Raw genomic sequence first — 26,518 nt, forward strand, 5'->3', positions numbered from 1 at the left:
TTGGGTGCATCCCGACCGGCGTTGCGGGTCATTCGGTGCGCGCGGCGCACCCTACGGCATCGAGAGTTCGACCATGACTGATCCGCAGGGCGCCCCGCTGCCCGACAAGCGCCAGGTCGCCGCCTCCTTCTCGCGCGCCGCGGCCAGCTACGACAGCGTCGCCGAGCTGCAGCGCGCGGTCGGCGCCGAGCTGCTGGCGCGCCTGCCGGCCGATTGCCAGCCCGCGCGTTGGGTCGATCTGGGCAGCGGCACCGGCCATTTCAGTCGCGCGCTGGCCGCGCGCTTCCCGCAGGCCAGCGGCACCGCGGTGGACATCGCCGAGGGCATGCTGCGCCACGCCCGCCCGCTGGGCGGCGCCAGCCGCTTCGTCTGCGGTGACGCCGAGCGCCTGCCGCTGGCCTCCGCCAGCCAGCAGATGATCTTCTCCAGCCTGGCCCTGCAGTGGTGCGCGGACTTCGCCGCCGTGCTGGGCGAGGCGCGCCGCGTGCTGGCGCCGGGCGGCGTGTTCGCCTTCAGCAGCCTGTGCGTCGGCACCCTGCAGGAGCTGCGCGACAGCTGGCAGGCGGTGGACGGCTTCGTCCACGTCAACCGCTTCCGCCGCTTCGAGGACTACCGGGCGCTGTGCGCCGCCAGCGGTCTTGAAGTGGTCGAGTTGGCGACGGAGCGGCGGGTGCTGCACTACGCCGACCTGCGCCAGCTGACCCACGAGCTCAAGGCTCTCGGCGCCCACAACCTCAACCCCGGCCGCCCCGGCGGCCTCACCGGCCGCGCGCGGGTGCGCGCACTGGTCGAGGCTTACGAGCGCTTCCGCGACGACCACGGCCTGCCGGCCAGTTGGCAGGTGGTGTATGGGGTGCTGCGGCGGGTGTGATGCATGATGGCTCCCACGCTCCTGCGTGGGAGCCAGACTCTACGGGCGCTCCTGCGTCCGGGACGCGGGAGCGTCCCTGGCTGTGTGTCCACGCAGGAGCGTGGGCACGATCACTACCGAGGACCACCACCATGACCGCCGCCTTCTTCATCGCCGGCACCGACACCGAGATCGGCAAGACCACCATCGCCGCCGGCCTGCTGCACGCTGCCCGCTCGCGCGGGCTGTCCACCGCGGCGGCCAAGCCGGTGGCCTCCGGCTGCGAGCGCACCCCGCAGGGGCTGCGCAACGGTGACGCGCTGGCGCTGCTCGGCGAGTGCTCGCTGGCGCTCGACTATGCCGAGGTCAATCCGTTCGCCTTCGAGCCGGCCATCGCCCCGCACCTGGCGGCGCGCGAGGTGGGTGTCGAGCTGACTGTCGACGCGCTGCTGCCGCCGGTGCGCCAGGTGCTGGCGCGCAGCGCCGACTTCGCCCTGGTCGAGGGCGCCGGCGGCTGGCGGGTGCCGCTGGCCGGTCGCGAGAGCCTGTCCGATCTGGCCGTGGCCCTGCGGCTGCCGGTGATTCTGGTGGTCGGCGTGCGCCTGGGCTGCATCAACCACGCCGTGCTGACGGCCGAGGCGATCGCCCGCGACGGCCTGAACCTGGCCGGCTGGGTGGCCAACCTGGTCGATCCGGCCACCTCGCGGCTCGACGAGAACCTCGCCACGCTGACCGAGCGCCTGCCGGCACCCTGCCTGGGCCGCGTGCCGCGTCTGGCCGAGGCCTCGCCGGCGGCGGTCGCCGCGCATCTCGACCTGGCGCCGCTGCGGCTCTGAGTCGTCAGCGCGCCGGCACCTGCTGGCGCTGGATCTCGCGGCGCTTCATCTGCAGGTATTCGTCCAGTGCGGGCTCCTGCAGCTGGCGCGGGTAGCGGCTGACCCCGGCGTGCCACAGCTGCAGGCGCCGTTCGGCCTGCACGGCCGGCGGCGCCGCCAGGGCGTCGAGGTAGGCCTCGATGGCCAGGTAGTAGCGCATCACGTTGCGCTCGACCACGCCGCGCAGGCCGTCGACGTGGATCGGCTGGCCGTGCTCGTCGCGGCCGACGACGCTGAAGCCCAGCTTGTCGCGGCCGAGGGTCATCAGGTAGCCCTGCATGGCCAGGCGCGCGCGCAGGCCGTAGGCATGGGCGTAGGACAGGTGCAGGAAGCTGCGCTGTGCGTCGAGGGCCGCCAGCTCCACGCGCATGCGGTGCTCGCTGGTGCCCAGCGGCCCGCTGTCGGCGTCCAGCGCCAGCGCCAGGTAGTCGGAGCGCGCGCTCAGCACGCGGAAGCGGAAGGCGAACGGCTGGGTGTCGTCCAGCGGCTGCTCGAACTTGCGCCCGAGGTTGAGTTCGAGCCGCTCGCCGGGCCGCACCCGGCAGCCCTTGACGTTGGGATGCAGGATAAGGATGTCGCACCAGTGGCCGACGTCCTGCAGCGCCGCGCCGAGCAAGGCGAAGGGCTGCCCGAAGCGGGCGTGGACGTCGCCCTGCAGGGTGCCGTCGCCGACCTGCGAGGCGATGTGCAGCGGGCGCCGGTACGGGTTGCTGTCCAGCTGCTCGCGCAGGGCGGCATGGCGCGCCTGCAGGCTGGCGGCATCCTGCGCCGCCGCCAGCGAGGCGAACAGCAGGGCGACCAGCAGCGCCAGCCACCGTTTGTCGGCGCCCCCGCGAGGCGCCCGGTCCGCGACCATGGGTGTGCCTCCCCCGCGCCGTGCCGCCCGGAAAGCATAGGTGCCCGCCGCGGCCGGAGCGGCCGCCGGCGCCGAACGGCTTGCCGAGCGGGGCGATCGGCCATACTGTCGAGCAACGACAGACGGTTTCAGAGGACGATCACCATGCCCGACTACAAGGCCCCCCTGCGCGATCTGCGCTTCGTCCGCGACGAGCTGCTCGGCTACCCGCAGCACTACCAGAGCCTGCCCGCCTGCCAGGACGCCACTCCCGACGTGGTCGACGCCATCCTCGAGCAGACCGCGCAGTTCTGCGAGGAGGTGCTGGCGCCGCTCAACAGGGTCGGCGACCTCGAGGGCTGCACCTGGACGGCGGAGGGGGTGAAGACCCCGAGCGGCTTCAGGGAGGCCTACCGCCAGTATGTCGAGCTGGGCATGCCGAGCCTGGCCCACGAGCCGGAGCACGGCGGCCAGGGCCTGCCGGAGTCGCTCGGCCTGGTGGTCAGCGAGCTGGTCGGCGAGGCCAACTGGGCCTGGGGCATGTACCCGGGGCTGGCCCACGGCGCGATGAACACCCTGTCGGCGCACGGCACGGAAGAGCAGAAGGCGGCCTATCTGCCCAGGCTGGTGAGCGGCGAGTGGACCGGCACCATGTGCCTGACCGAGCCGCACTGCGGCTCCGACCTCGGCCTGTTGCGCACCCGCGCCGAGCCGCAGGCCGACGGTTCCTACAAGATCAGCGGCACCAAGATCTTCATCTCCGCCGGCGAGCACGACCTGGCCGACAACATCGTGCACATCGTCCTCGCCCGCCTGCCCGACGCCCCGGCCGGCACCAAGGGCATCTCGCTGTTCATCGTGCCCAAGTTCCTGCCCGCGGCGGATGGCGGAATCGGCCCGCGCAACGCGCTGTCCTGCGGCTCGCTGGAACACAAGATGGGCATCCACGGCAACGCCACCTGCGTGATGAACTTCGACGGCGCCACCGGCTGGCTGATCGGCCCGGCCAACGAGGGCCTCAAGTGCATGTTCACCTTCATGAACACCGCCCGCATCGGCACCGCCCTGCAGGGCCTGGCGCACGCCGAGGTGGCCTTCCAGGGCGCAGTGAAGTACGCCCGCGAGCGCCTGCAGATGCGCGCGCTGAGCGGACCCAAGGCGCCGGACAAGCCGGCCGACCCGATCATCGTCCACCCCGACGTGCGGCGCATGCTGCTGACCATCAGGGCCTTCGCCGAGGGCAACCGCGCGCTGATCTACTACGCCGCCAGGCTGGTCGACGTGGTGCGCTACAGCAGCGACGAGGCGGCGCGCAAGGAGGCGGACACCCTGTTGGCCTTCGTCACCCCGATCGCCAAGGCCTTCGCCACCGAGACCGGCTTCGAGAGCGCCAGCCTCGGCATGCAGGTGTTCGGCGGCCACGGCTACATCGCCGAGTGGGGCATGGAGCAGAACGCCCGCGACAGCCGCATCGCGCTGATGTACGAGGGCACCACCGGCATCCAGGCTCTCGACCTGCTCGGCCGCAAAGTGCTGCTGACCCAGGGCGAGACGCTCAAGGCCTTCACCAGGGTCGTCCACAGGTTCTGCAAGGCCCACGAGGGCGACGCGGCGCTCGCCGAGTTCGTCGCGCCGCTGGCCCAGCTGAACAAGGAGTGGGGCGAGTTGACCATGCAGATCGGCATGAAGGCCGTGCAGGACCGCGAGGAGGTCGGCGCGGCGGCGGTGGACTATTTGATGTACTCCGGCTACGCCTGCCTGGCGTACTTCTGGGCCGACATGGCGCGCGTGGCGCAGGCCAAGCTGGCCGCCGGCACGGACGAGGCCGCCTTCTACCGCGCCAAGCTGCACACCGCGCGCTTCTACTTCCAGCGCATCCTGCCGCGCACCCGCAGCCACGTGGCCTGCATCCAGGCCGGCGCCGGCAGCCTGATGGCGATGGCCGAGGAGGAGTTCGAACTCGGCCATTGAGCATCGCCCGGCTGCTGCGCCGGTCGATGCTGGCCATGTGTAGGCATAGGCTTACACAGCGTGGGGGCTAACCGCCCTAGGAACTCCCCGGCCCGGCAACTAACCTAAGCACATCTGGACTTGGCGCAGGAAGCGCGAATCAGAACATGGATAACAGGGATCCCATCAGGATGGTGGGGCGATCACGGATGTCAGGACACGGTCTGCAAGAACCCCGCTTCGGCGGGGTTTTCTTTTGCCCGCGATTTTTCCGCCCGCCGCCTCTGCACCTGCCGCTGCACTCGCTGTTGCACCCGCGCGGAGCGTCGGCAGGACGTCTCAGATCCCGCCTTCGAGCACCGAGCGCAGCAGCTCCAGGGTCGCCTGCTGGCGCTGCGCGTCGCGATACACCAGGCCCACCTGCAGCGGGATACGCGGCTCGCTGAGCGGCTTCCACAGCAGCTGCGCGTGGCCCTGCACCTGGCGCGCGCGGCCGGGCAGCACCGAGGCCAGCCGGGTGTGCGGCAGGCTGTCGAGGATGCCGCCCATCTGGTTCAGCTCGGCCTGCACCCGCGGCCGGCGGCCGATGGCGCTGAGCTGCTCCTGCCAGATCTGGCGGATGCGGAATTCCTCGCCGAGCAGCAGCATCGGCAGCTCGGCGGCCTGGGCCAGCGACACCTTGCGGAACTCGCGCAGCGGATGGTCGGCGGCGATCACCAGCTGCAGCTCGTCCTCGTACAGCAGCAGGCTGTGCAGCCCCGGTTGGCGCGGCGGCAGGAAGCCGATGCCGACGTCCAGGCTGCCGGTGAGCAGGCGCCGCTCGATGTCGATCCCCGACAGCTCGTAGATCTGCACCACCAGCTGCGGCTGCAGGGCGCGCAGGCGCTCCAGCAGCAGCGGCACCAGGCTGGCGTTGACCGTCTGCAGCACGCCGATGGCCAGGCTGCGCGGCGCCTGGCCGCGGAACGCGCGCATGGCCTCGCGGCAGCGCTCCAGGCCGTCGAGCAGCGGCAGCGCGTGGTGGTAGAGGGTGTGTGCCGCCGGCGCCGGCAGCAGGCGCTTGCCGCCGCGCTGGAACAGCGCCACCTCCAGCTCGCCCTCCAGCTGGCGGATCTGCTGCGACAGCGCCGGCTGGGAGATGCTCAGGCGCTCGGCGGCGCGGCCGACATGGCCCTCCTCGTAGACCGCGACGAAGTAGCGAAGCTGGCGGAAATCCATAAGGAAAACCTATTTCAAATGCTGGCAAATCGAAATGGCCCGCAGGCCAGCCGAGCCCTAGTCTAGCGTCCATCAAGCGCCAACAGGGGATTGCAGGACCATGCACAGCCTGCGGATTCGGGAAGTTTTCATAGGCAAAGTCGAAGAGGCTTCCAGCAGCACCGAGGTGCGCCGGCTGGACGGCGAATGCTGGCTGGCCGGCGACGGCCTGCCGGGCGACGAGCTGGCGCGCCGCCGCCACCCCGGCGCGGCCGATTGCGCCCTGCTGCACTACCCGGCCGAGCACTACCGCCACTGGCGCAAGCGCTTCCCGCTGCACAAGTGGCGCCCGGCGGCCTGCGGCGAGAACCTCTCCACCTTCGGCGTCGGCGAGGCCGAGATCTGCATCGGCGACCTGGTGCGCTGGGGCGAGGCGCTGCTGGAGGTCAGCCAGCCGTGCCTGCCCGACTATCGCCTGGCGCAACGCTGGAACCTGGCCGAGCTGCCGCCCCTGCTGCAGGACAGCGGTCGCTGCGGCTGGTTCTACCGGGTGCGGCGCCCCGGCCTGATCGACACCCGGGCGCCGCTGCAGCTGGTGCAGCGCCACTACCCGGAACTCAGCGTGGCGCGGCTGCTCGCCTGGTTCGTCCACGAACCGCTGCAGCGCAGCGCCCTGCGCCAGATGCTGGCCTGCGACGCGCTGGGCAGCGAGTGGCGGCGGATCGCCGCGCGGCGCCTGGCCAGCGGCGAGCTGGAGGACTGGCAGCCGCGCCTGTACGGCCGCGCCAGCGCGCAGCCGGCCGCCGAGGGCGCCGACCATGCGTGACGATGCCCTCGCCAGCCTGCGCCTGATGCCCAGCGTGGTGCGTCCCGAGCAGGTCTTCGTGCGCGGCCAGGGCTCCTGGCTGTGGGACAGCGAGGGCCGCGCCTACCTCGACTTCACCCAGGGCTGGGCGGCCAACAGCCTCGGCCACAGTCCGAGCGTGGTGGTCGAGGCGCTCAAGCGCCAGGCCGAGCGGCTGCTCAACAGCGGTTCGGCCTTCCAGCATCCCGGCCTGCTCAAGCTGGCCGGCCGCCTGTGCGAGTCCACCGGCAGCGACCAGGCCTACTTCGTGGGCAGCGGCGCCGAGGCCTGCGAGGGGGCGATCAAGCTGGCGCGCAAGTGGGGCCAGCGCCACCGCGACGGCGCCTTCACCATAGTCACCGCCCGGCACAGCTTCCACGGCCGTACCCTCGGCGCCATGTCCGCCTCCGGCAAGCCGGCCTTCCAGCAGCTGTTCGAGCCCAAGCTGCCGGGCTTCGAGAAGGTGCCCTACAACGATCTGGAGGCGCTGGCCCAGGCGGTCGATGCGCATACCGTGGCGGTGATGCTGGAGCCGGTGCAGGGCGAGGCCGGGGTGATCCCGGCGACCCTCGACTACCTGCAGGGCGCCGAGCGCCTGTGCCGCGCGCGCGGCGTGCTGCTGATCCTCGACGAGGTGCAGACCGGCATGGGCCGCTGCGGCGCGCTGCTCGCCGAGGAGCTGTACGGCGTGCGCGCCGACATCGTCACCCTCGGCAAGGGCCTGGGGGGCGGCGTGCCGCTGGCCGCCGTGCTGGCGCGCGGCAACGCCTGCTGCCTGGAGCCGGGCGAGCAGGGCGGCACCCACCACGGCAACGCGCTGATGCTGGCGGCGGGCCTGGCGGTGCTGAAGACCCTGCTGGAGCCGGGCTTCCTCGAGCAGGTGCGCGAGCTGGGCGAGCACCTGCGCGACGGCCTGGCGCAGCTGGCGCGCCGCCATGGCCACGGCCCGCTGCGCGGCCAGGGCCTGCTCTGGGGGCTGCCGCTGCAGCGCCTGGCGGCGCCGGCGGTGGTGCGCGCGGCGCTGGACGAGGGCCTGTTGCTCAACGCACCGCAGCCGCACGTGCTGCGCTTCTCGCCGGCGCTGACGGTCAGCCACGCCAACATCGACGAGATGCTGCGCCGCCTGGAGCGCGCGCTGGTGCGGGTCAGCCAGGCGCGCCTGCGCGAGGAGCGGGCGAGCGCCTGACCACGAGCTTTCCCTGAAGGGGCTCCCCGCGGGCTCCTGTTCGCCCGGCACCCGCCCTGTGCCGGGCGTTTTTTATTCCCGCCCGGCGCTCAGTGCGTGGTCTGGCGCTGCAGCCGGTAGTCCTTGGGCGACAGCTCGAACTGCTTCTTGAACGCGCGGCTGAAGTGCGCCGAGTCGGCGAAGCCCCACTTGAAGGCGATCTGGGTGATCGACTCGTGGCGCAGCTGCGGGTTGCCGAGATCCTCGGCGCTGCGCTGCAGGCGCTGGCGCTGGATGTAGCGGCAGACGCTGTCGCCCTGGTCCTCGAACAGCCGGTACAGCTGGCGGATGGAGATGTGCAGGCGCTCGGCCAGGTACTGCGGGGAGAGCTGCGCCTCCTGCAGCAGCTGGCCGATCAGGCGCTGCGCCTGGTCGCGCAGCAGCGCGGCGTGCGGCGTCTCGCCCAGCTCGCTGCGCGCCGGCGCGTTGCCGCGCAGGGTCGGCAGCAGCAGGGCGATCAGCGCCTCTTGGAGGGCGCTGCCTTCGTCGGCGGCGGTCTGCCCGCTGTCGTCGGCAAGGATCTGTCCGGCCAGGCTGGCCAGCAGGCGGCCGCTGGTCGAGCCGAGGTCGAGCTTGCCGAACAGTCGCTGGTTGGGCGCGAAGTGGCGGCACAGCGTCTCGCGCGACAGGTGGAAGGACACGTGATCGATCAGGTCGCCGCTGGTGATCTCGCTGGCGCGGGTGGAGTCGAACAGCGCCATGTCGCCGGGCGCCAGCTGGATGCGGCCGTTGTCCTGGCGCACCTCGGAGTGGCCGCTGCGGTTGACCACCAGGAAGCAGTGGCGGTCGTCGCCGCGGTCGCTGCGGCACTGCTGGCGGGCGATGCGCCCCGCGTTGGTGCGGATGTGCGCCAGCTCCAGGCCGCCGTGGTCGTGGCGGGCGATCTCGCCGACGAAGCGCTCGCCGCGCCCGGGCGGGCTGGCCTCGAAGTGGCCGCACACGCGGTGCAGGTCCTGCAGCCAGTGGTCGAACGTCGCTGATGTGCTGTGGAAGCCGTTCACGCTGCACCTCATGGGGACTGTGGGCGGTGGCCGCCACTCGGGATGGTTGGCGGTAACATTGTTAACATGTTAGCCATTTTCGTGCCAACGCCCGGTCATCATCCTTTGGTATGGGGCAAAGCCGCGTCCCAGAGCCGTTGCCGAGGTCTTCACGGAAGCGTGCGAAAACGCGAAGGGCGCCCGCGGGCGCCCTTCGGTAACACTTTCTGGGGTGTGGCGACTCAGCCCCTGGGCATCTCCGGCTGGAACAGGCCACGCTTCATCACCAGCTTGACCCACAGCGCGGCGATCACGCTGACGATCAGCAGCACCACGCCGGTCAGGCTGTAGACGGTCTGGGTCATCTCCGGCGACGGCGAGTTGTTCAGCGCCACGTAGCCCATGCCGAGGATGCCGAGCAGCTGCGGCAGCGGGTAGAACGGCGTGCGGAACGGCCGCGCCAGGTCGGGCTGGCGGCGGCGCAGGACGATCACGTCGAGGTGGGCGATGATGTAGGCCAGCAGCCAGCTGGTCGAGGCGGCGATCAGCAGCGGGATGATCGAGTCGATGCCCAGCAGCAGGAAGGGCAGGGCGATGATCGCGGCCATGAACAGGATCGCCACCCACGGCGTGTTGAAGCGCGGGTGCAGGCGCTTGAGCTGCGGGAACGACTGGCCGTTGAGCGCCATGCCGTGCAGCATGCGCGGCACCGAGGCGAGCACGGTGTTGACCGTGCTGCAGGTGGCGGTCACCGCCATCACGGTGGCGACGATCAGCCCGGCCTTGCCGAACACCGCGTCGACGTAGTCCAGGTAGGGCAGTGGCGAGCCGGTCAGGGTGTCCAGCGGCAGATAGCGGCTGGCGCCCCAGCAGAACAGCAGGAAGATGGCGAAGATCAGGCACAGCGACAGCATCATCGCCCGCGGCACGTTGCGCTCGGGGTTGCGCACCTCCTGGATCAGCGGGCAGATGAACTCGACGCCGACCAGCAGCCACATGGCCAGCGCCACCAGGCCGAGGAAGCTGCCGTCGAGGATGCCGTCCCAGCTCCACTGCACCGCGCCGGGGAGTTCGGCCGGCGCCGGGTTGGCGCTGCCGGTGACCGCGGTCAGGCCGACCAGCAGCAGGGCGCAGACCATGGCGAAGGTGAAGACGTTCTGCAGGCGGGCGAACACGTCGGTGCCGAGGATGTTGAGCAGGGTCAGCACGCCGAGAATGCCCAGCGGCACCACCAGCTCCGGCACCATGCCCGGGAACAGCTGGCCGATCACCGCATCGACCAGCAGCAGCTCGGCCGACAGGCCGAACATCGCCACCACCACGTAGCCGGCGTACACCGCGACTATCGCCGGGAACGGGCCGAGCGCCGCCTCGGTGTAGCTGCCGAGGGTGCCGCCGGCGCGCGGGAACATCAGCGACAGCTCGGCAAAGCTCAGCGCGTTGCACTGGGCGAGCAGGAAGGCGACCACGGCGGCGGCGAGGAAACCGGCGCCGCCGAAGCCGATGCCCTGCAGGGCGCTGACCATGCTGCCCTGCACCACCACCACGCCAATGCAGATGGCGATCATGGTGGCGAAGCCGAGGCCGCGTTTCAGTGCCGGGCTGCCGGCTGCGTCGGGGAGAAGAGTGTCTGAGGCACTCGCGGTGCTCTTGTTCATGTGCGTATCTCGTTCCGGGTGAGGGGGCGGCGCCTGGCGCCGGTCGTGCCCGTCGGCCGCGTTGCTGCATCGCTGCAGACGGTGGGGTCGAACGAAGTCGTATCGATCATTGGCCAGGCCCGGCGGGCGCGTCTTGCTCCTGCCTGCCGAGCTTCTTGACTGTGCTTGCCGGGCGCACGCGCTGGCAGTCTCGGGCAAGAAATCTGGCAGCGCCGGGCAAGACGCCCGGGTGGACGGGGGGCCTAATAGGTTCACGAAACGAGGCGGCAATCCGGATGCGCGATCCCAGCGCTCCGGGCCGGCAATCCCAACGCCCCCTGGTAATGCGCCATGATCAACATCGAAACGCCGACCTACTACACGGCGACCAAGAAATACGACCTGAGCTTCCCGTCGCTGGCGGCCGATCTCGACGCGGACGTGGTGGTGATCGGCGGCGGCTTCTCCGGCATCAACACCGCGCTCGAGCTGGCGGAAAAAGGCATCAGGAACATCGTCGTGCTGGAAGGCCGCTACATCGGCTTCGGCGGCTCCGGACGCAACGGCGGCCAGGTGATGGCCGGCATCGGCCACGATCTGGAGGCGATCAAGGCGGACGTCGGCGAGGACGGCCTGCGCCGCATCTTCGAGATCAGCGACCAGGGCGCGCAGATCATCAAGGCGCGCATCGAGAAGTACGGCATCGACGCCGACTTCCGCCACGGCTACGGCTACATGGGCTTCAACGCCCGCCAGGAGAAGACCCTGCGCGCCTGGGAAGGCGAGTTCAGGAAACTCGCCCCGCACCAGGAAATCGGCCTGGTCACCGGTGCCGAGGTCAGGCGCCTGGTCGGCTCCGACGCCTACAGCTGCGGCCTGCTGCACATGGGCGGCGGCCACGTGCACTCGCTCAACCTGCTGCTCGGCGAGGCCCAGGCGCTGGCCGGGCACGGGGTGAAGATCTTCGAATACAGCCCGGTGCTGGAAGTCCGTTACGGCGAGCGCATCGAGGTGCGCACCGCCAAGGGCTCGGTGCGCGCCAGCAAGCTGCTGTGGGCCTGCGACAGCTTCCTCAACCAGCTGGAGCCCGAGCTGCACCGCAGCACCATCAACACCTACGCCTTCCAGATCATGACCGAGCCGCTGTCCGACGAGCTGATCGAGCGCATCAGCCCGATCCGCGGCGCCTACAGCGACATCCGCCCGGTGATCGACTACTACCGGGTGACCAACGAGAACCGCCTGCTGTTCGGCTCGGCGACCCCGCTGATCGAACATATCCCCAGCGACCTGAAGGCCTGGAACCGCAACCTGATGCTGAAGATCTTCCCCTACCTCAAGGACGTGAAGATCGACCTGGCCTGGGGCGGGCCGATGGCCTGCAGCGCCAACCTGTTCCCGCAGATCGGCGCGCTGCCGGGGCGGCCCAACGCCTTCTTCGTGCAGGGCTACTCGGGCTTCGGCGTCACCCCCAGCCACATCGTCTGCAAGGTGCTGGCCGAGGGCATGAGCGAGGGCTCGGCGCGCTACGACCTGATCAGCTCGGTGCGCCGGCCGAGCATTCCCGGCAAGGACCGCTTCCGTTCCCTGCTGCTGACCGGCGGCAAGTGCTGGCACCAGGCCTCCGGCTACTGGACCGGCCGCCGCTGACAGTTGAACCATTCATTGTGTGAGGACCGACTGATGTATCCGATCAAGCAAGGCACCACCATCGCCGAACTGGACGCCTGGGGCACCGTGGCCGACCTCGGCTCGGAGATTCTCGAAGGCGAGGGCAAGGCCTTCGGCAAGATGACCTTCGGCGCGCCGACCGACCCGGTCAGCTCCGCCTACTTCGGCGTGACCAGGAGCAAGTTCCGCATGGTCTACCCGTTCAACGAGCAGGCCACCGTGGTCAGCGGCGAGGTGACCCTGACCGACGAGGCCAGCGGCAAGACCACCACCTACAAGGCCGGCGACAGCTGGTTCGTCGAGAAGGGCACCCCGGTGCTGTGGGACGTGACCAGCGAGGCCTTCGTCAAGCACTACCTCGCGGTGGTCTGAGCCATCCCGGGCCGTCCGCGCGGGCGGCCCGTTTCCTATCCGCCGGGGAGGACGCCATGACTCCCAGCACCTTCGGCCGGCACTGCCTGCAGGCCTTCATGCAGGCCGTGCCGGCGCGCTGCGCCGTGTTCTACCTCATCGACGCCACGCTCGAGGCCCGCGACTTCCTGTTGCAGGGCATGCACGCGCCGATGCAGATGGCCGCCGCGACCCTGCCCGACGTGCCGGCGGACGAACCGCCCCAGCTCACCGCCCGCGAGCGGCAGATCGCCCTGCTGCTGCGCGACGGCGCCAGCAACAAGCTGCTGGCGCGGCAACTGGGCATCGGCCTGCCGACGGTGAAGACCCATCTGCTCAACCTGTTCCGCAAGGTCGGCGCACGCAACCGCACCGAGCTGGTCGCCCGGCTGTTCCTCTAGGCGCGACTCAACCATCCGGTTGATGTCGCGCGGGCGAACGCTCCGCCAGCATGGCGACGTCCTTCGCCCACCGAGGCAACCTCCCATGAGCAGCAACTCCGACTGGATCACCGTAGGCGCCCTGGCCGAGGGCTTCATCCTCCCCGCCCTGGCCGACCTGGCCGGCCGGCGCCTGACCCTGAACTTCGCCAACGGCTGGACGATCGAGCACCGCTTCGAGACCGACCGCCTGCACTGGCACGCCGCCGACGGCCACTCTTGCCAGGGCGCCCTGGCACGCTCAGCAAAGTCTGCTGGCAGGGAGGTGCAAGCTGGCGTATCGCGAGCATGGGTTAATGGCATCGTGCAGGGATAACGCGAACCCGCAGCGAAGTGCTTCGAGGTCCATGCCTGGGGACCGGGAGGGATTTCCGTGCAAGCGACGCTGGGCATTTCAACAACAAGAACAGAGGTAAGCATGATCATGGGCAAGGGCCTGCACGGCTCGCTACTGGCCGCGGCGATCGCCATGGCGTCGGCCGGCGCGTCGGCCTACGAACTGCACTCCGCCGACGGCCTGACCGTCAATCTCAACGTCCAGGGCGCTTTCGGCGTGTTCCACAGCGACGAGAGCTACAACCAGGGCGGGCCCATCGCGCCGGGTTCGGTTAGCTGGCAGGAGGGCTTCCTGCGCTACGGCCTGGGCGGCGAGCAGCGCTTCGCCGGCGCCGCCGACTCCTCGCTGTACGGCGAGTTCAACGTGGTGAGCAACGCCACCTGGGGGCAGGGCGACGCCGCCGGCTACACCGACGGCAGCGAGCGGCGCACCGCGGTGGACAAGGCCTACGCCGGCTGGCGCTCGGGCGAGCTGTTCCCGGCGCTCGGCAAGGACGGCATCGACTTCTCCGCCGGCAGCCAGAAGGTCAAGGTCGGCGACGGCTTCATCATCAACGGCGACGGCCTGAGCGTCGGCAAGAACTTCGGCGATGGCAGCCGCGATCGCGGCGGCGCCTACTACCTGACCGCGCGCAACGCCTTCGATCAGACTGCCTGGCTGCGCCTGGGCGGCAAGCAGGGCTGGCGCGGCGACCTGATCTGGATCCAGTCGGACAACGAGGTGAAGGCCAAGCCGGAACTGGGCGTGGCGGTGCTCGAGCACGTCGCCGAGGCCGGCACCCTGGGCCTCACCTACGTCAAGGGCCTGGACGTCGACGACAAGCTGGCCAACCCGTTCAGCGCCCAGCGCGACGGCCTGGAGGTGGTCAGCCTGCGCGGCCAGGGCAACGCCGGGGTCAAGGACCTGTTCCTGTCCGGCGAGTACGCCCGCCAGGACAAGAAGCTGGGCGACGAGAGCGCCTGGTACCTCGAGGGCGGCTGGACCTTCTCCGATGTCGCCTGGCAGCCGCGCGTCGGCTACCGCTACACGCGCTACTCGGAAGGCTACGACCCGCTGTTCAGCGGCTTCAGTCGCGGCTACGGCACCTGGTTCCAGGGCGAGGTGGCCGGCAACTACGCCGGTCCGTTCCAGCGCAACGCCGGCATCCACATGCTCAGCCTGGGCCTGACCCCGCGCCCCGACGTGGCCATGGGCCTGCTGTACTTCGACTTCGACACCCTCGACCGCAGCCAGGGCGACCTGCGCGGCAAGGAGCTGGACCTCTACCTGGACTGGACCGTCGGCCACTTCACCATCAGCCCGCTGGTCGGCCTGTACCAGCCGGAGAAGAGCGACGCCGAGGGCGGCTCGCAGCAGGGCAGCGACGACCTCAACCTGTACAGCCAGCTGGTCGTGTCCTTCGGCTTCTGAGCCCGCGCCGCCGGCAGAACCGCCGGCGGCCTGCCGCCCCCACATCCACAGTGCTCTTCCCATTCGCAGGAGACGCCAAGATGCGCAAACCACTGTCCGCCCTCGCGCTGGCCGTAGCGCTCGCCATTCCCGTGCTTTCGCTCAGCCTGCCCGCGCAGGCCGCTTCCACCGATCCCGCCCGCCCCAACATCCTGCTGATCGTCGCCGACGACATGGGCCAGGCCGACCTGGGCAGCTTCGGCGGCGAGATCGACACCCCCAACCTCGACTCCCTGGCCGCCTCGGGCGTGCGCATGAGCAACTTCCAGGCCGCGCCGGCCTGCTCGCCGACCCGCGCCGCGCTGCTCACCGGCGTCGATCCGCACCTGGCCGGGCTCGGCAACATGGCCGAGGAACTGGCGCCCAACCAGGAGGGCAAGCCGGGCTACGAGGGGCACCTCAACGAGCGGGTGGTCACCGTCGCCTCGCTGCTCAGGGACGCCGGCTACAACACCTACCTGGCCGGCAAGTGGCACCTCGGCAAGAGCGAGGACACCGGCCCCGACGACCGCGGCTTCGAGCGCTCCTTCACCCTGCTCAGCGGCGGGGCCAGCCACTGGCCGGACATGCGTCCCGCCTACGCGCCGACTCCGGACGCCAAGGCGCCCTATGCCGAAGACGGCAAGATGCTCGACAGGCTGCCGGATAACTTCGAGTACTCGTCGCAGTTCTACGCCGACAAGATCATCGACTACATCGCCGCCGACAAGGACAGCGGCAAGCCGTTCTTCGGCATGCTCAGCTTCACCGCGCCGCACTGGCCGCTGGCGGCGCCGGACGAGGCGATCGCCAAGTATCGCGGGCGCTACGACGCCGGCTACGACGCCCTGTTCGCCCAGCGCCTGCAGAAGCAGAAGGAGCTGGGCCTGATCCCCGCCGATGCCGAAGGCGCGGCGCGGCCGCCCAAGGGACAGGCGTGGGACAGCCTGACGCCGGAGCAGAAGAAGGTCGAGGCGCGGGCGATGGAGGTCTACGCGGCGATGATCGACCAGATGGACGCGCATACCGGGCGGGTCTTCGACTACCTGAAGAAGAACGGCCTGTACGACAACACCATCGTGGTGTTCATCTCCGACAACGGTGCGGAAGGCCACGACCTCGATGAGACCTGGCCGGCCGAGCTGTTCCCGCAGATCCGCAAGGTGGTCGACGAGACCCACGACTTCAGCTACGCGCAGATGGGCCGTCCCGGTTCCTACACCCTGTACGGCCCCAACTGGGCGCGGGTGTCCGCCCCGGCGCTCAGCCTGCACAAGGGCTTCGCCACCGAGGGCGGCACCCGCACCGCCGGCATCCTGCGCATCCCCGGCGTGACCCGTAGCGGGCAGGTCGTGCGCGAGCTGGTCACCGTCAAGGACTTCGCGCCGACCCTGCTGGAGCTGGCCGGCGTCAGGCATCCGGGCAACCGCTACCAGGGGCGCGCGGTCGAGCCGATGTCGGGGGTGTCGATCCTGCCGCTGCTCAAGGGCGAGAAGGTCGCCGAGCGGGTGCACGGCGGCGAACTGTTCGGCAAGCGTTTCGTCCGCCAGGGCGACTGGAAACTGGTGCACATGCCCAAGCCCTGGGGCAGCGGCGACTGGCAGCTGTTCGATCTGCGCAGCGACCTGGCCGAGCGCCACGACCTGAGCGGCAAGCACCCGGAAAAGGTGGCCGAGCTGCAGCAGCTGTGGGCACAGTACGCCCGCGACAACAACGTGATCCTGCCCGACCAGGTCAGCGGTTACTGAGGGCGGCCAGCCGAGCGGGGCGTTGCCGGCCCGCTCGGCTGAAGAACAAGAGAGAGGAGCGATGCTCGCGCGGACTAACCCGAGACCCGGCTGGCGGGAACAGTGGCTCGGCCTGCTGTTGCTGCTGTTGCCGCTGCTGACGCTGGCCGCGCCACAGCCGCAGCTGGCCGACGGCTACGTCGAGCAGGCGCGCTGCAGCGCCTGCCATGCCGAGGCGGCCAAGGCCTGGGCCGGCTCGCACCACAGCTGGTCGCTGCGCGCGGCCACGGCCGGCAACGTGCTCGGCGACTTCGCCGACGCCGAATACCGCGACGAGGCCGGGGTGAGCATGCGCTTCTTCCGCCGCGGCGAGCGCTTCTTCGTCAATGCCGAGGGCGAGGACGGCCAGCGCGCCGACTTCCCCATCGCCTACACCTTCGGTTTCGCTCCGCTGCAGCAGTACCTGATCGAACGTCCTGGCGGTCGCCTGCAGAGCCTCACCGTGGCCTGGGACAGCCGCCCGCGCGAGGCCGGCGGGCAGCGCTGGTTCTCCCTGTACCCCGGCCAGCGCTTCAGCCCCGACGACGCCCTGCACTGGACCGGGCGCTACCAGAACTGGAACGCCATGTGCGCCGACTGCCACTCCGGCAATCTGAAGAAGGGCTACGACCCCGCCGCCGACAGCTTCCGCACCACCTGGAGCGAGATGGCGGTGGGCTGCCAGAGCTGCCACGGGCCGGGCGAGCAACATGTCGTCTGGGCCGAGCGGCGCGGCGCGCAGCCGGCGGCCGGGCTCAAGGCCGCCGACATGGGTCTGGCGGTCGACTTCCGCGGCGGCGGCCACGGCTACGAGGTGGAGCAGTGCGCGCGCTGCCATAGCCGGCGCGAGAGCCTGGGGGTCGGCAGCGCACCGGGGCGGCCGCTGCTCGACGCCATGCGCCCGACCACGCTGTCCGCCGGCCTCTACCATGCCGACGGGCAGATCCTCGACGAGGTGTTCGAGTACGGCTCCTTCGTGCAGAGCAGGATGTTCGCCATGGGCGTGACCTGCCGCGACTGCCACGAGCCGCACTCCGCCACCCTGCGTGCCGAGGGCAACGCGCTGTGCGCCGGCTGCCACAACCCGCAGGGCAACCCGCGCTTCCCCAGCCTGCAGAAGAAGCGCTACGACGATCCGTCCCACCACTTCCACCCGGCCGGCAGTCCCGGCGCGCAGTGCGTCAACTGCCACGCCCCGGCGCGCAACTACATGGTGGTGGACGCCCGCCGCGACCACAGCTTCCGCATCCCGCGACCCGATCTGGCCGCCAGCAGCGCTGCGCCGGATGCCTGCACGGCCTGCCACCAGGAGCGTGACCCGGCCTGGGCGGCGCAGGTGATCGAGGCGAAGTTCGGCCAGCCCAAGCGCCCGCCGCATTACGGCACGGTGCTCGCCGCCGCGCGCCGCCACGACCCGCAGGTGACCGGCGAGCTGGCCCGGCTGATCGAGGACCGCACCCGCCCGGCCATCGTCCGCGCCAGCGCCGCCGAGCTGGCCGCCGGCTACGGCGCGCCGCTGGTCGACAGCCTGCAGCGCGCGCTGGGCGACGCCGATGCCCAGGTGCGCATGCTCGCGCTGCGCGGCCTGGAGAGCCTGCCGGCCGAGCAGCGCCTGGCACGTCTGGCGCCGCTGCTCGACGACCCCAGCCTGGCGGTGCGCGACCAGGCCGCCCGCGCCCTTGCCGACCTGCGCGCTGTCCCGCTGGCCGATGACGTGCATGCGCGCCTCGACGCCCGGCTCGCCGACCTGGAGCGGCGCCTGGCGGCCAATGCCGACCTGCCCGGCGCGCGCCTCAACCTGGCCGTGCTGCGCGAGCGTCTCGGGCGGCCGGCCGAGGCCGAAGCCGACTACCGCATGGCCCTGCGCCAGGATGCCCGCCTCGCCCCGGCGCGGCTCAACCTGGCGCAGCTGCTGGCCGGTCAGCAGCGCCTGGCGGAGGCCGATCCGCTGCTGCGCGCCGGTCTGGCCCTGGAGCCGCAAGGCGACGCCCTGGCCGACCAGGCCTACGCCCTCGGCCTGCTGCTGGCGCAGCGCGGCCAGGGCGCGGAGGCGGCCGACTGGCTGCGCCGCGCCGCCGAGGCCGCGCCGCAGCGGGCGCGCGTCCACTACAACCTCGGCCTGCTGCTCGGCCGGCTGGGACGCATCGACGAGGCCAATGCCGCGCTGCTGCGCGGTCTCGACCTGGCCGGCGAGGATCGCGACCTGCTCTACGCGCTGGCCCATCTCAACTACCGCGCCGGGCGCTATCCGCTGGCGCTCGGCTACAGCGAGCGGCTGCTGCGCCTGCAGCCGCAGGAGGCCGCCTACCGGCGCCTGCACCAGCGCATCCTGCTCGAGTCGCGGCAGGCGGCGCCATGAGTTGGCAGTCAGGGGCAATCGCTTGGCAGTCAGGCACAAGACCGCCGGTCGGCGGGCATGGGATTAATGTCACCGACGCCGGCCGCCCGTAGCCGGCACCGACCCAGAAGAACAACGGAGTCTGCCCCCGATGATTTCCACCCGACACGGATCGCGCCGCGCGCCGCTCGCCCTGGCGCTGGCGAGCGCCTTCGCCGCCCTGGCCGCCGTCCCGGCCAGCGCCTACGAGCTGTACAACCAGGATGGCAGCGTGCTCAACGCCGACCTCGAGGCGGTGTTCGGCCTGATGCACAGCGAGGAAAGCTACGAGCTGGGCTTCGGCAACCGCAGTGCCGGCAGCTCGAGCTGGCGCGAGGGCTACGTCAAGTACGGCCTGAGCGGCAGCCAGGCCCTCGGCGGCGCCGGCAGCCTGTACGGCGCGCTCAACCTGGTCAGCTCCGGCACCTGGGGCGACGGCGACGCCGCCGGCTTCAGCCTGGGCAGCGAGCGCATGACCGACATCGAGGACGCCTACCTCGGCTGGCGCTCGGGCGACCTGTTCCCGGCGCTCGGCGAGAACGGCGTGGACATTTCCGGTGGCCGGCAGAAGGTGGTGGTCGGCGACGGCTTCCTGATCAACGGCGACTCGCTGAACTTCGGCGACGTCGACCTCGGTGCCGACTACGACCGTGGCGGCGCCTACTACATCGCCGCGCGCAAGGCCTTCGACCAGACCGCGGTGCTGCGCCTGGGCGGCGAGCAGGGCCTGCGCGGAGACCTGATGTGGCTGAAGTCCGACAACCGCGCCCAGGCCGAGACCGAGCTGGCCATCGCCACCCTCGAGCACGTCGGCGCACCGGGCACCCTGGGCCTGACCTGGATCCGCGGCCTGGACGTCAACGAGCGCTACGCCAGCCCGGCGCAGCTCGAGCGCGACGGCATGGACACCGTCAGCCTGCGCGGCGCGGGCGGGCTGGGCGTGGAGCACCTCAACCTGGCCTTCGAGTACGCCAGCCAGGACAAGGACAGCGGCACCGAGAACGCCTGGTACCTGGAAGGCAGCTGGACCTTCGCCGGCCTGCCGTGGTCGCCGACCGCCACCTACCGCTACAGCCGCTTCTCGGAGACCTTCGACCCGCTGTTCTACGGTTTCAACCGCGGCTACGGCACCTGGTTCCAGGGTGAGGTGGCGGCCAACTACGCCGGCCCGTTCAACAGCAACACCCGCGTCCACCACGTCGGCCTCAAGGCCGCGCCGCTGGAGAACGTCACCGTCGGCGCGCTGTACTTCGACTTCGACACCCTCGACACCGATCTCGGCAGCCTGGGCGGCCGCGAGCTGGACCTGTACGCCGAGTGGATGGTCAACGACCACCTGATGATCAGTCCGGTGGTCGGCTTCTACCAGCCCGAGCGCAGCGCCGCCGAGGGCGGCACCCAGCTCGGCGGCGACGACACCAACCTGTACAGCCAGCTGATGTTCGTCACCTTCTTCTGATCCCCTGTCACCCTCCGGCCGGCCCGACCCGCGGCAACGGGCGGGCCGGCCTTTTTCTTTTCGGGCCCGGTGTGGTGCTACCCTCTGCCGCTTTCACTGCGGGAGATCCACATGCTCGACGTACTGATTGCCGGCGCCTCGCGGGGCATCGGCCTGGGTCTGGTGCGCGCCTGGCTGCACGGCGGCGCGCGGGTGTTCGCGGTGGCGCGTGATCCGGCCGCCTCGGCGGGGCTGAACGAGCTGGCCGGCCAGTTCGGCGCGCGGCTGCAGACCATCGCCTGCGACCTCAACGACCCGCAGGCCGGCAGCCTGATCCTCGCCGCCCTCGGCGACGCGCGCCTGGACCGCGTGCTGCTCAACGCCGGCGTCTACGGCCCGGCGGCGCAGGACGTCGCCACCGCCAGCGAGGCCGAGATCGGCCAGCTGTTCGTCAGCAACGCCGTCGCCCCGCTGCGCCTGGCGCGCGCCCTGCGCCCGCGGCTCAAGCCGGATGCGGTGCTGGCGGCGACCAGCTCGGTGATGGCCAGCCTGCAGCTCAGCCCCGGCGCCGACATGCCGCTGTACGCGGCGAGCAAGGCGGCGCTCAACAGCCTGCTGCTCAGCTGGGCCGCGCAGCTGGGCGATGCGCGCGACTTCGCCCTGCTGGCGCTGCACCCCGGCTGGGTGCAGACCGACATGGGCGGCGCCGCGGCGCCGCTGACGGTGGAGGAGAGCGTGGCCGGGCTGGTGGCGGTGGTCGAGGCGGCCGCCGGCACGCGCGACTGCCGCTTCGTCGACCACCAGGGCGAGACCCTGCCCTGGTAGCAGCTCAGGCGGGCTCTACTGCGCCTGGCGCAGCGCCTGCCAGCGGCGGTCCAGCTCGGCCTTGAGCTGCGGCGAGGGGCTCTCGGCGATGTACAGCTGGCGACGGCTGCCCGGCTCCGGCAGCAGTTGCGGCTGCTGCTTGGCCAGCGCCTGCAGCTCGGGGAGCGTCGGCTTCAGGCTGCTGTAGAACCAGGTGGCCTGCGAGTTGCGCACCGCGTTTTCCGGGCGCAGCAGGTAGTCGATGAAGCGGTAGGCGAGGTCGGGGCGCGCGGCGTTGCTGGGGATCGCCAGGCTCTCGATGGTCAGCGGCGCGCCCTCGGCCGGAATCACGAACTGCAGCGGCTGTGCGCTCTGCGCCGCCGCGGCCAGGGCCTGGCCGCTCCACGCGCTGGTCAGGCACAGCTCGCCGGCCTGCAGCGCCTTGGTGTGGCGGGTGTTGTCGAGCACCCGCGCCTGGCGGCGCAGCTCCAGCAGCTGTTCGCCGGCGCGGCCGACCCGGCGCGGGCCGCTGCGCGCCAGGCTGCGTCCCTGGTAGGTGAACAGCACCGAGAAGGTCTCCTCCGGCGCGTCCTGCAGGCCGATGCCGCAGCCGGCCAGGCGCGCACTCTGCTGCGCATCGAACAGCAGCCCCCAGCTCGGCGCGGCGGGACCGCCCAGCGCCGCCTCGGCCTGCGCGCGGTTGAGCGCCAGGCCGAGCACGCCCCACTGGTAGGGCACGGCGTAGCGGTTGGCGGCCTGGATGGCGGACAGCATGGCCTGCAGGTCGGGGTCGACGCCGGCGAGCTGCGGCAGCTGCTGCGGGTCCAGCGGCGTCAGGCGCTGCTCGCGGATCAGCGCGGCGAGCTGGAAGTGCGACGGCACCACCACGTCGTAGCGCTCGCCGCGGCGCAGGGCGGCGTCCAGCTCGTCGGCGCTGGCGTGCTCGTGATAGTCGACGCGCACGCCGGTCTCGCGCTGGAAATCGGCGAGCACCGCGGGGGCTATGTAGTCGGGCCAGTTGGAGACGCGCAGCACCTCCTCCGCCTGGGCGGCGCAGGTGGTCAGGGCGAGCGACAGCAGCAGCGGCAGAGCCTTCATGGATCCCTCCGGGGGCAGATGATGGGCGGCCATTAGTGGCGCAAGCCTGGCCGCGGGTCTTGCTCGCGGATGCCGGATGCTTGCCTGTGCGTGCCGGTTTGCGCGGCCGGCGTTGCAGGCCGGCATGCACGGTCAACAAGCTGGCAGGCATGGGCAAGGCAGCCTGCGGCCTGCCGACTATCATCGATGCATGCTTTTGGGCCGTGGCGCGCCTCGCGTCGCCACCGCCCTGCGGCGTCCTGCCAGGACTCCGGAGCGCCATCGGCGCCCGGGCGGAGCAGGACGCGGATTCCCCGATCAGCCCGGAGTTACAGCCATGTCCAGCGCCGCCCTCGAACCGCTCGCCCAGGTGACCGCCTTCCTCAACCGCCGGCACACTTCCTTCATCGACGGTGCGCCCGTCGCCGAGCATGCCGGCGAGGTCGTCGAGGTGTTCAACCCGGCCACCGGCGCGCCGCTCAGCCAGCTGCTGATGGGCGGCGAGGCGCAGGTCGAGCAGGCCGTGGCCAGCGCCCACCGCGCCTTCCGTTCCGGGGTGTGGAGCGGCCTGCGCCCGGCCGACCGCGAGCGCATCCTGCTGCGCTTCGCCGAGGTGGTCGAGGCCCACGCCGAGGAGCTGGCGCAGCTGGAAACCCTCAACCAGGGCAAGTCGATCCACATCGCCCGCGCCATCGAGGTCGGCGCCTCGGTCGAGTACATGCGCTACATGGCCGGCTGGGCGACCAAGCTGGAAGGCCAGACCCTCGACGTGTCGATCGCGGTGCCACCGGGCACCCGCTACAACGCCAGCACCCGCCGCGAGCCGGTGGGCGTGGTGGCCGGCATCGTGCCGTGGAACTTCCCGCTGATGATCGCCATCTGGAAGATCGTCCCGGCGCTGGCGGCTGGCTGCACCATCGTCATCAAGCCGGCCGACGAGACGCCGCTGACCGCCCTGCGCCTGGCCGAGCTGGCCATCGAGGCGGGCATCCCGGCCGGCGTGCTCAACGTGCTGGTCGGCCGCGGCGCCAGCGCCGGCGCCGCACTGGTCGCCCACCCCAAGGTGAGCAAGGTGTCGTTCACCGGCTCCACCGCGGTGGGCAAGCAGATCGGCGCCAGCGCGCTGCAGAACATGACGCGCTTCTCCCTCGAACTGGGCGGCAAGAACCCGATGCTGCTGCTGCCCGACGCCGACCTCGACAAGGCGGTGGGCGGCGCGCTGCTGGGCGGCCTGCTCAACCAGGGCCAGGTGTGCGCGGCGGCCTCGCGCATCTACGTGCACCGCTCGCGCCACGACGCCTACGTCGAGGCCCTCGGCGCGGCGGTGAAGGGCATGAGCATCGGCGCCGGCATGGACCCGAACGCGCAGATCAACCCGCTGGTGTCGCGCAAGCAGCAGGCCAGCGTGCTCGGCCACCTGGACAAAGCCCGCGCCCAGGGCGCGCGGGTGGTCACCGGCGGCGCGGCGCCCGCGCTGCCCGGCTTCTTCGTCGAGCCGACCGTGCTGGCCGGGGTCGACCACGGCATGGCCGCGGCGCGCGAGGAGATCTTCGGCCCGGTGCTCTCGGTGCTCGCCTACGACAGCGTCGAAGAGGCCCTGCAGCTGGTCAACGACAGCCAGTACGGCCTGGCCGCCAGCCTGTGGACCAACGATCTGACCCAGGCCATGGACCTGATCCCGCGCATCGAGGCGGGCACCGTGTGGGTCAACTCCCACGTGGTGCTCGATCCCAACATGCCGTTCGGCGGCTACAAGCAGTCGGGCATCGGCCGCGAGTTCGGCCGCGGCGCGGTGGAGGCGTTCACCGAGACCAAGTCGGTGTGCATCGCCTACTGAAATTCCGGGCGGAGCGGCCGCTCCGCTGCGTTCTTGGAGTGGTAGGCGCGGCACGGCGCCGGCTGTGCGGTTTCGAGCTTGGCAGCGAGCAGCCGGCGTGACGCCGCGCGACCATGGACGGTCGGTCGTTTGAGGTTCTCGACTTGAGCGAGAGTTGCCCGCCACACCCCGGCAGCGGTGTGGCGGGCTTTTTTATGTCCGCGCGCCTGCCCAGGCGGGCGCGCCCGGAAAAGGAGTACCCATGCGCAGAATCCCGACCCTGTTCGCCGCCCTGGGCCTGGCCCTGGCCAGCCTGGGCAGTCAGGCGGCCGACGACGCCTTCCGCGAAGCGCTGGCCCGCGAGCTGGACAACCGCGCCCTGGCCGGCCAGGTGGTCGGCGCGCTGGCCGGGCACCACCGCGGCACGCCGCAGGGTCGCTTCTGGGCGGCCTACGTCGCCCTCGAGCGGTACAACGCGCCGCGCTATGCGCCGGTCGCCGCGCGCCACGGCCTGAGCGGTGGCGGCTGGTGGATCACGCTCAAGGCGCGGGGCTCGATCCTGTTCGCCCGGCTTTTTCCCGAGCGCTTCCTGGTCATGCTGGCCGAGGGCACCGGCAAGTACCTGGCCGGGCTACGCGCGGTCGCGCCGCCGGCGGATGCCGGGGACGCCGCCTTCCTGCGCTACATGATCGAGCAGGAGCGCGTGCAGGCCGACGCGCTGGCCCACGCCGCCGCGCAGCGCTTCGAGGTCGCGGCCGAAGCGCTGGAGGGGTTCGTGGCGCGAGAGTGAGCGCTCCCGCCGGACGCTGCGCATGGCGCACCCTACTCGGGGCAGGGGCGCCAATGCACTACGCGGGGTAGGGTGCGCCGCGCGCACCTGTGGTCACTCGCCCACGGCGATGCGCACGTGCTGCTTGCGCCCGGCCGACAGGCGCCACTCGTTGCCGTCGCCGGCCAGCGGCTGGTCGGCGTCGCTCACCGCCACGCCGTCCAGGCGCAGGCCGCCGCCGGCGGCCAGGCGCCGGGCGGCGCTGCGCGAGGGGGCGAGGCCCGCTTCCACCGCCAGCTCGGCCAGGCTGACCCCGGCGGCCAGGCGCTCGCGCGCGACCTGCAGGGTCGGCAGGCCCTCGGCGGCGCTGGCGCCGTCGAACACCCCGCGCGCGGCCAAGGCCGCCGCCTCGGCCGCGCGCGCGCCGTGGGCCAGGCGGGTGGCCTCGTTGGCCAGCACGATCTTCGCCTCGTTGAGCTCTGCGCCCTGCAGCGCGCCGAGGCGGCGCACCTCGGCCATCGGCAGTTCGCTGAACAGGGCGAGGTAGCGGCCGACGTCGCGGTCGTCGCAGTTGCGCCAGAACTGCCAGAAGTCGAACGGCGCCAGCCGCTCGGCGTTCAGCCACACCGCGCCCTGCGCGGACTTGCCCATCTTGCGCCCGTCGCTGGTGGTGAGCAGCGGCATGGTCAGGCCGTACAGCTGCGCGCCGTCCTGGCGGCGCGACAGCTCGACGCCGTTGATGATGTTGGCCCACTGGTCGGCGCCGCCGATCTGCAGGGTGCAGCCGTGGCGGCGCGCCAGTTCGGTGAAGTCGAAGGCCTGCAGCAGGGTGTAGCCGAACTCCTGGAACGACAGCGAGTGCTCCAGGCGGCTGCGCACCGCATCGAAGGTCAGCAGGCGGTTGACGCTGAAGTGGCGGCCGACGCGGTTGAGGAATTCCAGGTAGCCGAGGCCGTCCAGCCAGTCGGCGTTGTTCACCACCCGGGCATCCGCGGCGCCGTCGCCCAGATGCAGGTAGCGCTGGAAGGCGCTTTCGATGCCGCGCATGTTGGCGGCGATGGTCGCCTCGTCCAGCATGGGGCGGCTGCTGTCGCGGAAGCTCGGGTCGCCGATGCGCGTGGTGGCGCCGCCGATCAAGAGCAGCGGCCGGTGGCCGGCGTGCTGCAGCCAGCGCATCAGCATCAGGCCCTGCAGGTGGCCGACGTGCAGGCTGTCGGCAGTGGCGTCGAAGCCCAGGTAGGCGGTCAGTGGGCCGCGTGCGAGGGCGGCGCGCAGGCCGTCGGCGTCGGTGCTCTGGTTGACGAAGCCGCGCTCTTCGAGCAGGGCGAGCAGGTCGGTGTCGATCGGGGGCATTGCAGTCTCCTTGGGGGGATGGCGAAACGCCTGAGGAGACTGTGGAGAAACGATCCGGTCCGCCTCAGGCGGATCGGATGCGCGCACGCGCCTACCGCCTCGGTGAGGTGCGGTAATAGGCGTAATAGCGGACGCGGGAAATGGTTAACAGGTTCATGGTCGCCACTCTAGCACGCCGGCGGCGGGGCAGGGCAAGCCCCGCCGCCGGGGAAAGGCCGGGCGGCGAGTTGGGGAAAAGTCCAGTTTCCCCCGGCCGCAGGCGGGCGATGCGCGCCCTGAAGCCGCTGTGCCGTGCGTTGCTGGCGCCCCGGGGCGACGAAAAGTACAAGGCAAAGTGCGGAAAAGGTATTCTGCTGTTTCGTTTCGATGTTCATGATTCGCTCATCGTCATCTGCCGACGCACGGCAGCCAAGCACTCGACGGCATCCCCACGCGATGCCGCGGGCCGGAATCAGCCCC

Annotated in this window: 20 protein-coding genes and 2 pseudogenes; 16 read left to right on the plus strand and 6 right to left on the minus strand. The window is 71.2% G+C overall.

Translation table 11 applies throughout. From position 1 onward, the window contains the following. Window positions 1-73: 73 nt before the first annotated feature. The gene (bioC, locus tag SK095_RS17930) at window positions 74-871 is read left to right on the plus strand and encodes a malonyl-ACP O-methyltransferase BioC (RefSeq protein WP_320547036.1); all 798 of its coding nucleotides are present in this window, start codon (window positions 74-76) and stop codon (window positions 869-871) included. 131 nt (window positions 872-1,002) lie between these two features. Beyond that, the gene (gene bioD / locus SK095_RS17935; protein WP_320547037.1) at window positions 1,003-1,686 is read left to right on the plus strand and encodes a dethiobiotin synthase; all 684 of its coding nucleotides are present in this window, start codon (window positions 1,003-1,005) and stop codon (window positions 1,684-1,686) included. A 4-nt stretch (window positions 1,687-1,690) separates the two neighbouring features. Here bioD and SK095_RS17940 read toward each other — a convergent pair whose 3' ends face one another. Next, complete coding sequence (locus SK095_RS17940; protein WP_320547038.1) at window positions 1,691-2,581, minus strand: hypothetical protein; 891 nt, start codon at window positions 2,579-2,581, stop codon at window positions 1,691-1,693. A gap of 144 nt (window positions 2,582-2,725) precedes the next feature. On the opposite strand from SK095_RS17940, the gene SK095_RS17945 reads away from it, so the two are divergent. After that, complete coding sequence (locus SK095_RS17945) at window positions 2,726-4,531, plus strand: acyl-CoA dehydrogenase C-terminal domain-containing protein (protein ID WP_320547039.1); 1,806 nt, start codon at window positions 2,726-2,728, stop codon at window positions 4,529-4,531. A gap of 318 nt (window positions 4,532-4,849) precedes the next feature. Here the strand turns inward: SK095_RS17945 and SK095_RS17950 are convergent, their stop codons facing one another. Then, entirely contained in the window at window positions 4,850-5,728 is an 879-nt protein-coding gene (locus SK095_RS17950; protein ID WP_320547040.1) for a LysR substrate-binding domain-containing protein, read from the minus strand. 100 nt (window positions 5,729-5,828) lie between these two features. Here SK095_RS17950 and SK095_RS17955 point away from each other — a divergent pair, with 100 nt between their 5' ends. Further along, on the plus strand, window positions 5,829-6,533 hold the full coding sequence (locus SK095_RS17955; protein ID WP_320547041.1) for an MOSC domain-containing protein: 705 nt from the start codon (window positions 5,829-5,831) through the stop codon (window positions 6,531-6,533). Further along, complete coding sequence (locus SK095_RS17960) at window positions 6,526-7,737, plus strand: aspartate aminotransferase family protein (RefSeq protein ID WP_320547042.1); 1,212 nt, start codon at window positions 6,526-6,528, stop codon at window positions 7,735-7,737. Before SK095_RS17955 ends, SK095_RS17960 begins: the two co-directional genes overlap by 8 nt. Before the next feature lie 89 nt (window positions 7,738-7,826). On the opposite strand, the gene feaR is transcribed toward SK095_RS17960, so the two are convergent. Together feaR and SK095_RS17970 are read right to left on the minus strand one after the other, a co-directional pair. Beyond that, complete coding sequence (gene feaR, locus SK095_RS17965; protein ID WP_320547043.1) at window positions 7,827-8,777, minus strand: transcriptional regulator FeaR; 951 nt, start codon at window positions 8,775-8,777, stop codon at window positions 7,827-7,829. 221 nt (window positions 8,778-8,998) lie between these two features. After that, the gene (locus tag SK095_RS17970; protein ID WP_320547044.1) at window positions 8,999-10,414 is read right to left on the minus strand and encodes an APC family permease; all 1,416 of its coding nucleotides are present in this window, start codon (window positions 10,412-10,414) and stop codon (window positions 8,999-9,001) included. A gap of 330 nt (window positions 10,415-10,744) precedes the next feature. Between SK095_RS17970 and SK095_RS17975 the strand changes: the two genes are divergently transcribed. From SK095_RS17975 to SK095_RS18015, 9 genes and pseudogenes are all read left to right on the plus strand, one after another. Then, entirely contained in the window at window positions 10,745-12,043 is a 1,299-nt protein-coding gene (locus SK095_RS17975) for an FAD-binding oxidoreductase (RefSeq protein WP_320547045.1), read from the plus strand. A gap of 33 nt (window positions 12,044-12,076) precedes the next feature. Beyond that, window positions 12,077-12,436 carry a cupin domain-containing protein gene (locus SK095_RS17980; protein ID WP_136489359.1) on the plus strand — a complete coding sequence of 120 codons (360 nt, stop codon included), beginning with the start codon at window positions 12,077-12,079 and terminating at the stop codon, window positions 12,434-12,436. A 245-nt stretch (window positions 12,437-12,681) separates the two neighbouring features. Continuing rightward, a pseudogene (locus SK095_RS17985) lies at window positions 12,682-12,855 on the plus strand (helix-turn-helix domain-containing protein); the annotation flags it as partial. A gap of 85 nt (window positions 12,856-12,940) precedes the next feature. Further along, window positions 12,941-13,138, plus strand: a pseudogene (locus SK095_RS17990) (MoaF N-terminal domain-containing protein); the annotation flags it as partial. Between the two features lie 174 nt (window positions 13,139-13,312). Further along, window positions 13,313-14,641: a hypothetical protein gene (locus SK095_RS17995; protein ID WP_320547046.1), complete on the plus strand. Its 1,329-nt coding sequence runs from the start codon at window positions 13,313-13,315 to the stop codon at window positions 14,639-14,641. An 80-nt stretch (window positions 14,642-14,721) separates the two neighbouring features. After that, window positions 14,722-16,407: an arylsulfatase gene (locus tag SK095_RS18000; protein WP_320547047.1), complete on the plus strand. Its 1,686-nt coding sequence runs from the start codon at window positions 14,722-14,724 to the stop codon at window positions 16,405-16,407. A gap of 61 nt (window positions 16,408-16,468) precedes the next feature. Next, entirely contained in the window at window positions 16,469-18,784 is a 2,316-nt protein-coding gene (locus tag SK095_RS18005) for a cytochrome c3 family protein (protein ID WP_320547048.1), read from the plus strand. 130 nt (window positions 18,785-18,914) lie between these two features. After that, window positions 18,915-20,261 carry a hypothetical protein gene (locus SK095_RS18010; RefSeq protein ID WP_320547049.1) on the plus strand — a complete coding sequence of 449 codons (1,347 nt, stop codon included), beginning with the start codon at window positions 18,915-18,917 and terminating at the stop codon, window positions 20,259-20,261. 111 nt (window positions 20,262-20,372) lie between these two features. Further along, a complete protein-coding gene (locus SK095_RS18015; protein WP_320547050.1) occupies window positions 20,373-21,065 on the plus strand; it encodes an SDR family oxidoreductase in 693 nt (230 codons plus the stop codon). Window positions 21,066-21,080: 15 nt separating this feature from the next. On the opposite strand, the gene SK095_RS18020 is transcribed toward SK095_RS18015, so the two are convergent. Continuing rightward, window positions 21,081-22,142, minus strand: a complete 1,062-nt coding sequence (locus SK095_RS18020) for an extracellular solute-binding protein (protein WP_320547051.1) — start codon at window positions 22,140-22,142, stop codon at window positions 21,081-21,083. A gap of 316 nt (window positions 22,143-22,458) precedes the next feature. Between SK095_RS18020 and SK095_RS18025 the strand changes: the two genes are divergently transcribed. Further along, complete coding sequence (locus SK095_RS18025) at window positions 22,459-23,958, plus strand: aldehyde dehydrogenase family protein (protein WP_136491175.1); 1,500 nt, start codon at window positions 22,459-22,461, stop codon at window positions 23,956-23,958. A gap of 241 nt (window positions 23,959-24,199) precedes the next feature. Continuing rightward, window positions 24,200-24,727 carry a hypothetical protein gene (locus SK095_RS18030; RefSeq protein WP_320547052.1) on the plus strand — a complete coding sequence of 176 codons (528 nt, stop codon included), beginning with the start codon at window positions 24,200-24,202 and terminating at the stop codon, window positions 24,725-24,727. Window positions 24,728-24,820: 93 nt separating this feature from the next. Here the strand turns inward: SK095_RS18030 and tyrS are convergent, their stop codons facing one another. Beyond that, window positions 24,821-26,059 (minus strand): tyrosine--tRNA ligase, encoded by a 1,239-nt coding sequence (gene tyrS / locus SK095_RS18035; protein WP_320547053.1) that lies wholly within the window; start codon window positions 26,057-26,059, stop codon window positions 24,821-24,823. Between the last annotated feature and the right edge of the window lie 459 nt (window positions 26,060-26,518).

The sequence above is a fragment of the Pseudomonas sp. AN-1 genome (assembly GCF_034057115.1).
In the GTDB taxonomy this organism is placed as follows: domain Bacteria; phylum Pseudomonadota; class Gammaproteobacteria; order Pseudomonadales; family Pseudomonadaceae; genus Geopseudomonas.

What these genes read in the sequence shown, in the direction of transcription:
- SK095_RS18000 (WP_320547047.1), top strand. Translation starts at nt 14,722, where the DNA reads ATGCGCAAACCACTGTCCGCCCTCGCGCTGGCCGTAGCGCTCGCCATT.
- SK095_RS17980 (WP_136489359.1), top strand. Translation starts at nt 12,077, where the DNA reads ATGTATCCGATCAAGCAAGGCACCACCATCGCCGAACTGGACGCCTGG.
- SK095_RS17995 (WP_320547046.1), top strand. Translation starts at nt 13,313, where the DNA reads ATGATCATGGGCAAGGGCCTGCACGGCTCGCTACTGGCCGCGGCGATC.
- SK095_RS17960 (WP_320547042.1), top strand. Translation starts at nt 6,526, where the DNA reads ATGCGTGACGATGCCCTCGCCAGCCTGCGCCTGATGCCCAGCGTGGTG.
- SK095_RS17970 (WP_320547044.1), bottom strand. Translation starts at nt 10,414, where the DNA reads ATGAACAAGAGCACCGCGAGTGCCTCAGACACTCTTCTCCCCGACGCA.
- SK095_RS17940 (WP_320547038.1), bottom strand. Translation starts at nt 2,581, where the DNA reads ATGGTCGCGGACCGGGCGCCTCGCGGGGGCGCCGACAAACGGTGGCTG.
- SK095_RS18030 (WP_320547052.1), top strand. Translation starts at nt 24,200, where the DNA reads ATGCGCAGAATCCCGACCCTGTTCGCCGCCCTGGGCCTGGCCCTGGCC.
- SK095_RS17945 (WP_320547039.1), top strand. Translation starts at nt 2,726, where the DNA reads ATGCCCGACTACAAGGCCCCCCTGCGCGATCTGCGCTTCGTCCGCGAC.
- SK095_RS17975 (WP_320547045.1), top strand. Translation starts at nt 10,745, where the DNA reads ATGATCAACATCGAAACGCCGACCTACTACACGGCGACCAAGAAATAC.
- bioD (WP_320547037.1), top strand. Translation starts at nt 1,003, where the DNA reads ATGACCGCCGCCTTCTTCATCGCCGGCACCGACACCGAGATCGGCAAG.
- SK095_RS17955 (WP_320547041.1), top strand. Translation starts at nt 5,829, where the DNA reads ATGCACAGCCTGCGGATTCGGGAAGTTTTCATAGGCAAAGTCGAAGAG.
- SK095_RS17950 (WP_320547040.1), bottom strand. Translation starts at nt 5,728, where the DNA reads ATGGATTTCCGCCAGCTTCGCTACTTCGTCGCGGTCTACGAGGAGGGC.
- SK095_RS18015 (WP_320547050.1), top strand. Translation starts at nt 20,373, where the DNA reads ATGCTCGACGTACTGATTGCCGGCGCCTCGCGGGGCATCGGCCTGGGT.
- SK095_RS18010 (WP_320547049.1), top strand. Translation starts at nt 18,915, where the DNA reads ATGATTTCCACCCGACACGGATCGCGCCGCGCGCCGCTCGCCCTGGCG.
- SK095_RS18025 (WP_136491175.1), top strand. Translation starts at nt 22,459, where the DNA reads ATGTCCAGCGCCGCCCTCGAACCGCTCGCCCAGGTGACCGCCTTCCTC.
- SK095_RS18020 (WP_320547051.1), bottom strand. Translation starts at nt 22,142, where the DNA reads ATGAAGGCTCTGCCGCTGCTGCTGTCGCTCGCCCTGACCACCTGCGCC.
- SK095_RS18005 (WP_320547048.1), top strand. Translation starts at nt 16,469, where the DNA reads ATGCTCGCGCGGACTAACCCGAGACCCGGCTGGCGGGAACAGTGGCTC.
- bioC (WP_320547036.1), top strand. Translation starts at nt 74, where the DNA reads ATGACTGATCCGCAGGGCGCCCCGCTGCCCGACAAGCGCCAGGTCGCC.
- tyrS (WP_320547053.1), bottom strand. Translation starts at nt 26,059, where the DNA reads ATGCCCCCGATCGACACCGACCTGCTCGCCCTGCTCGAAGAGCGCGGC.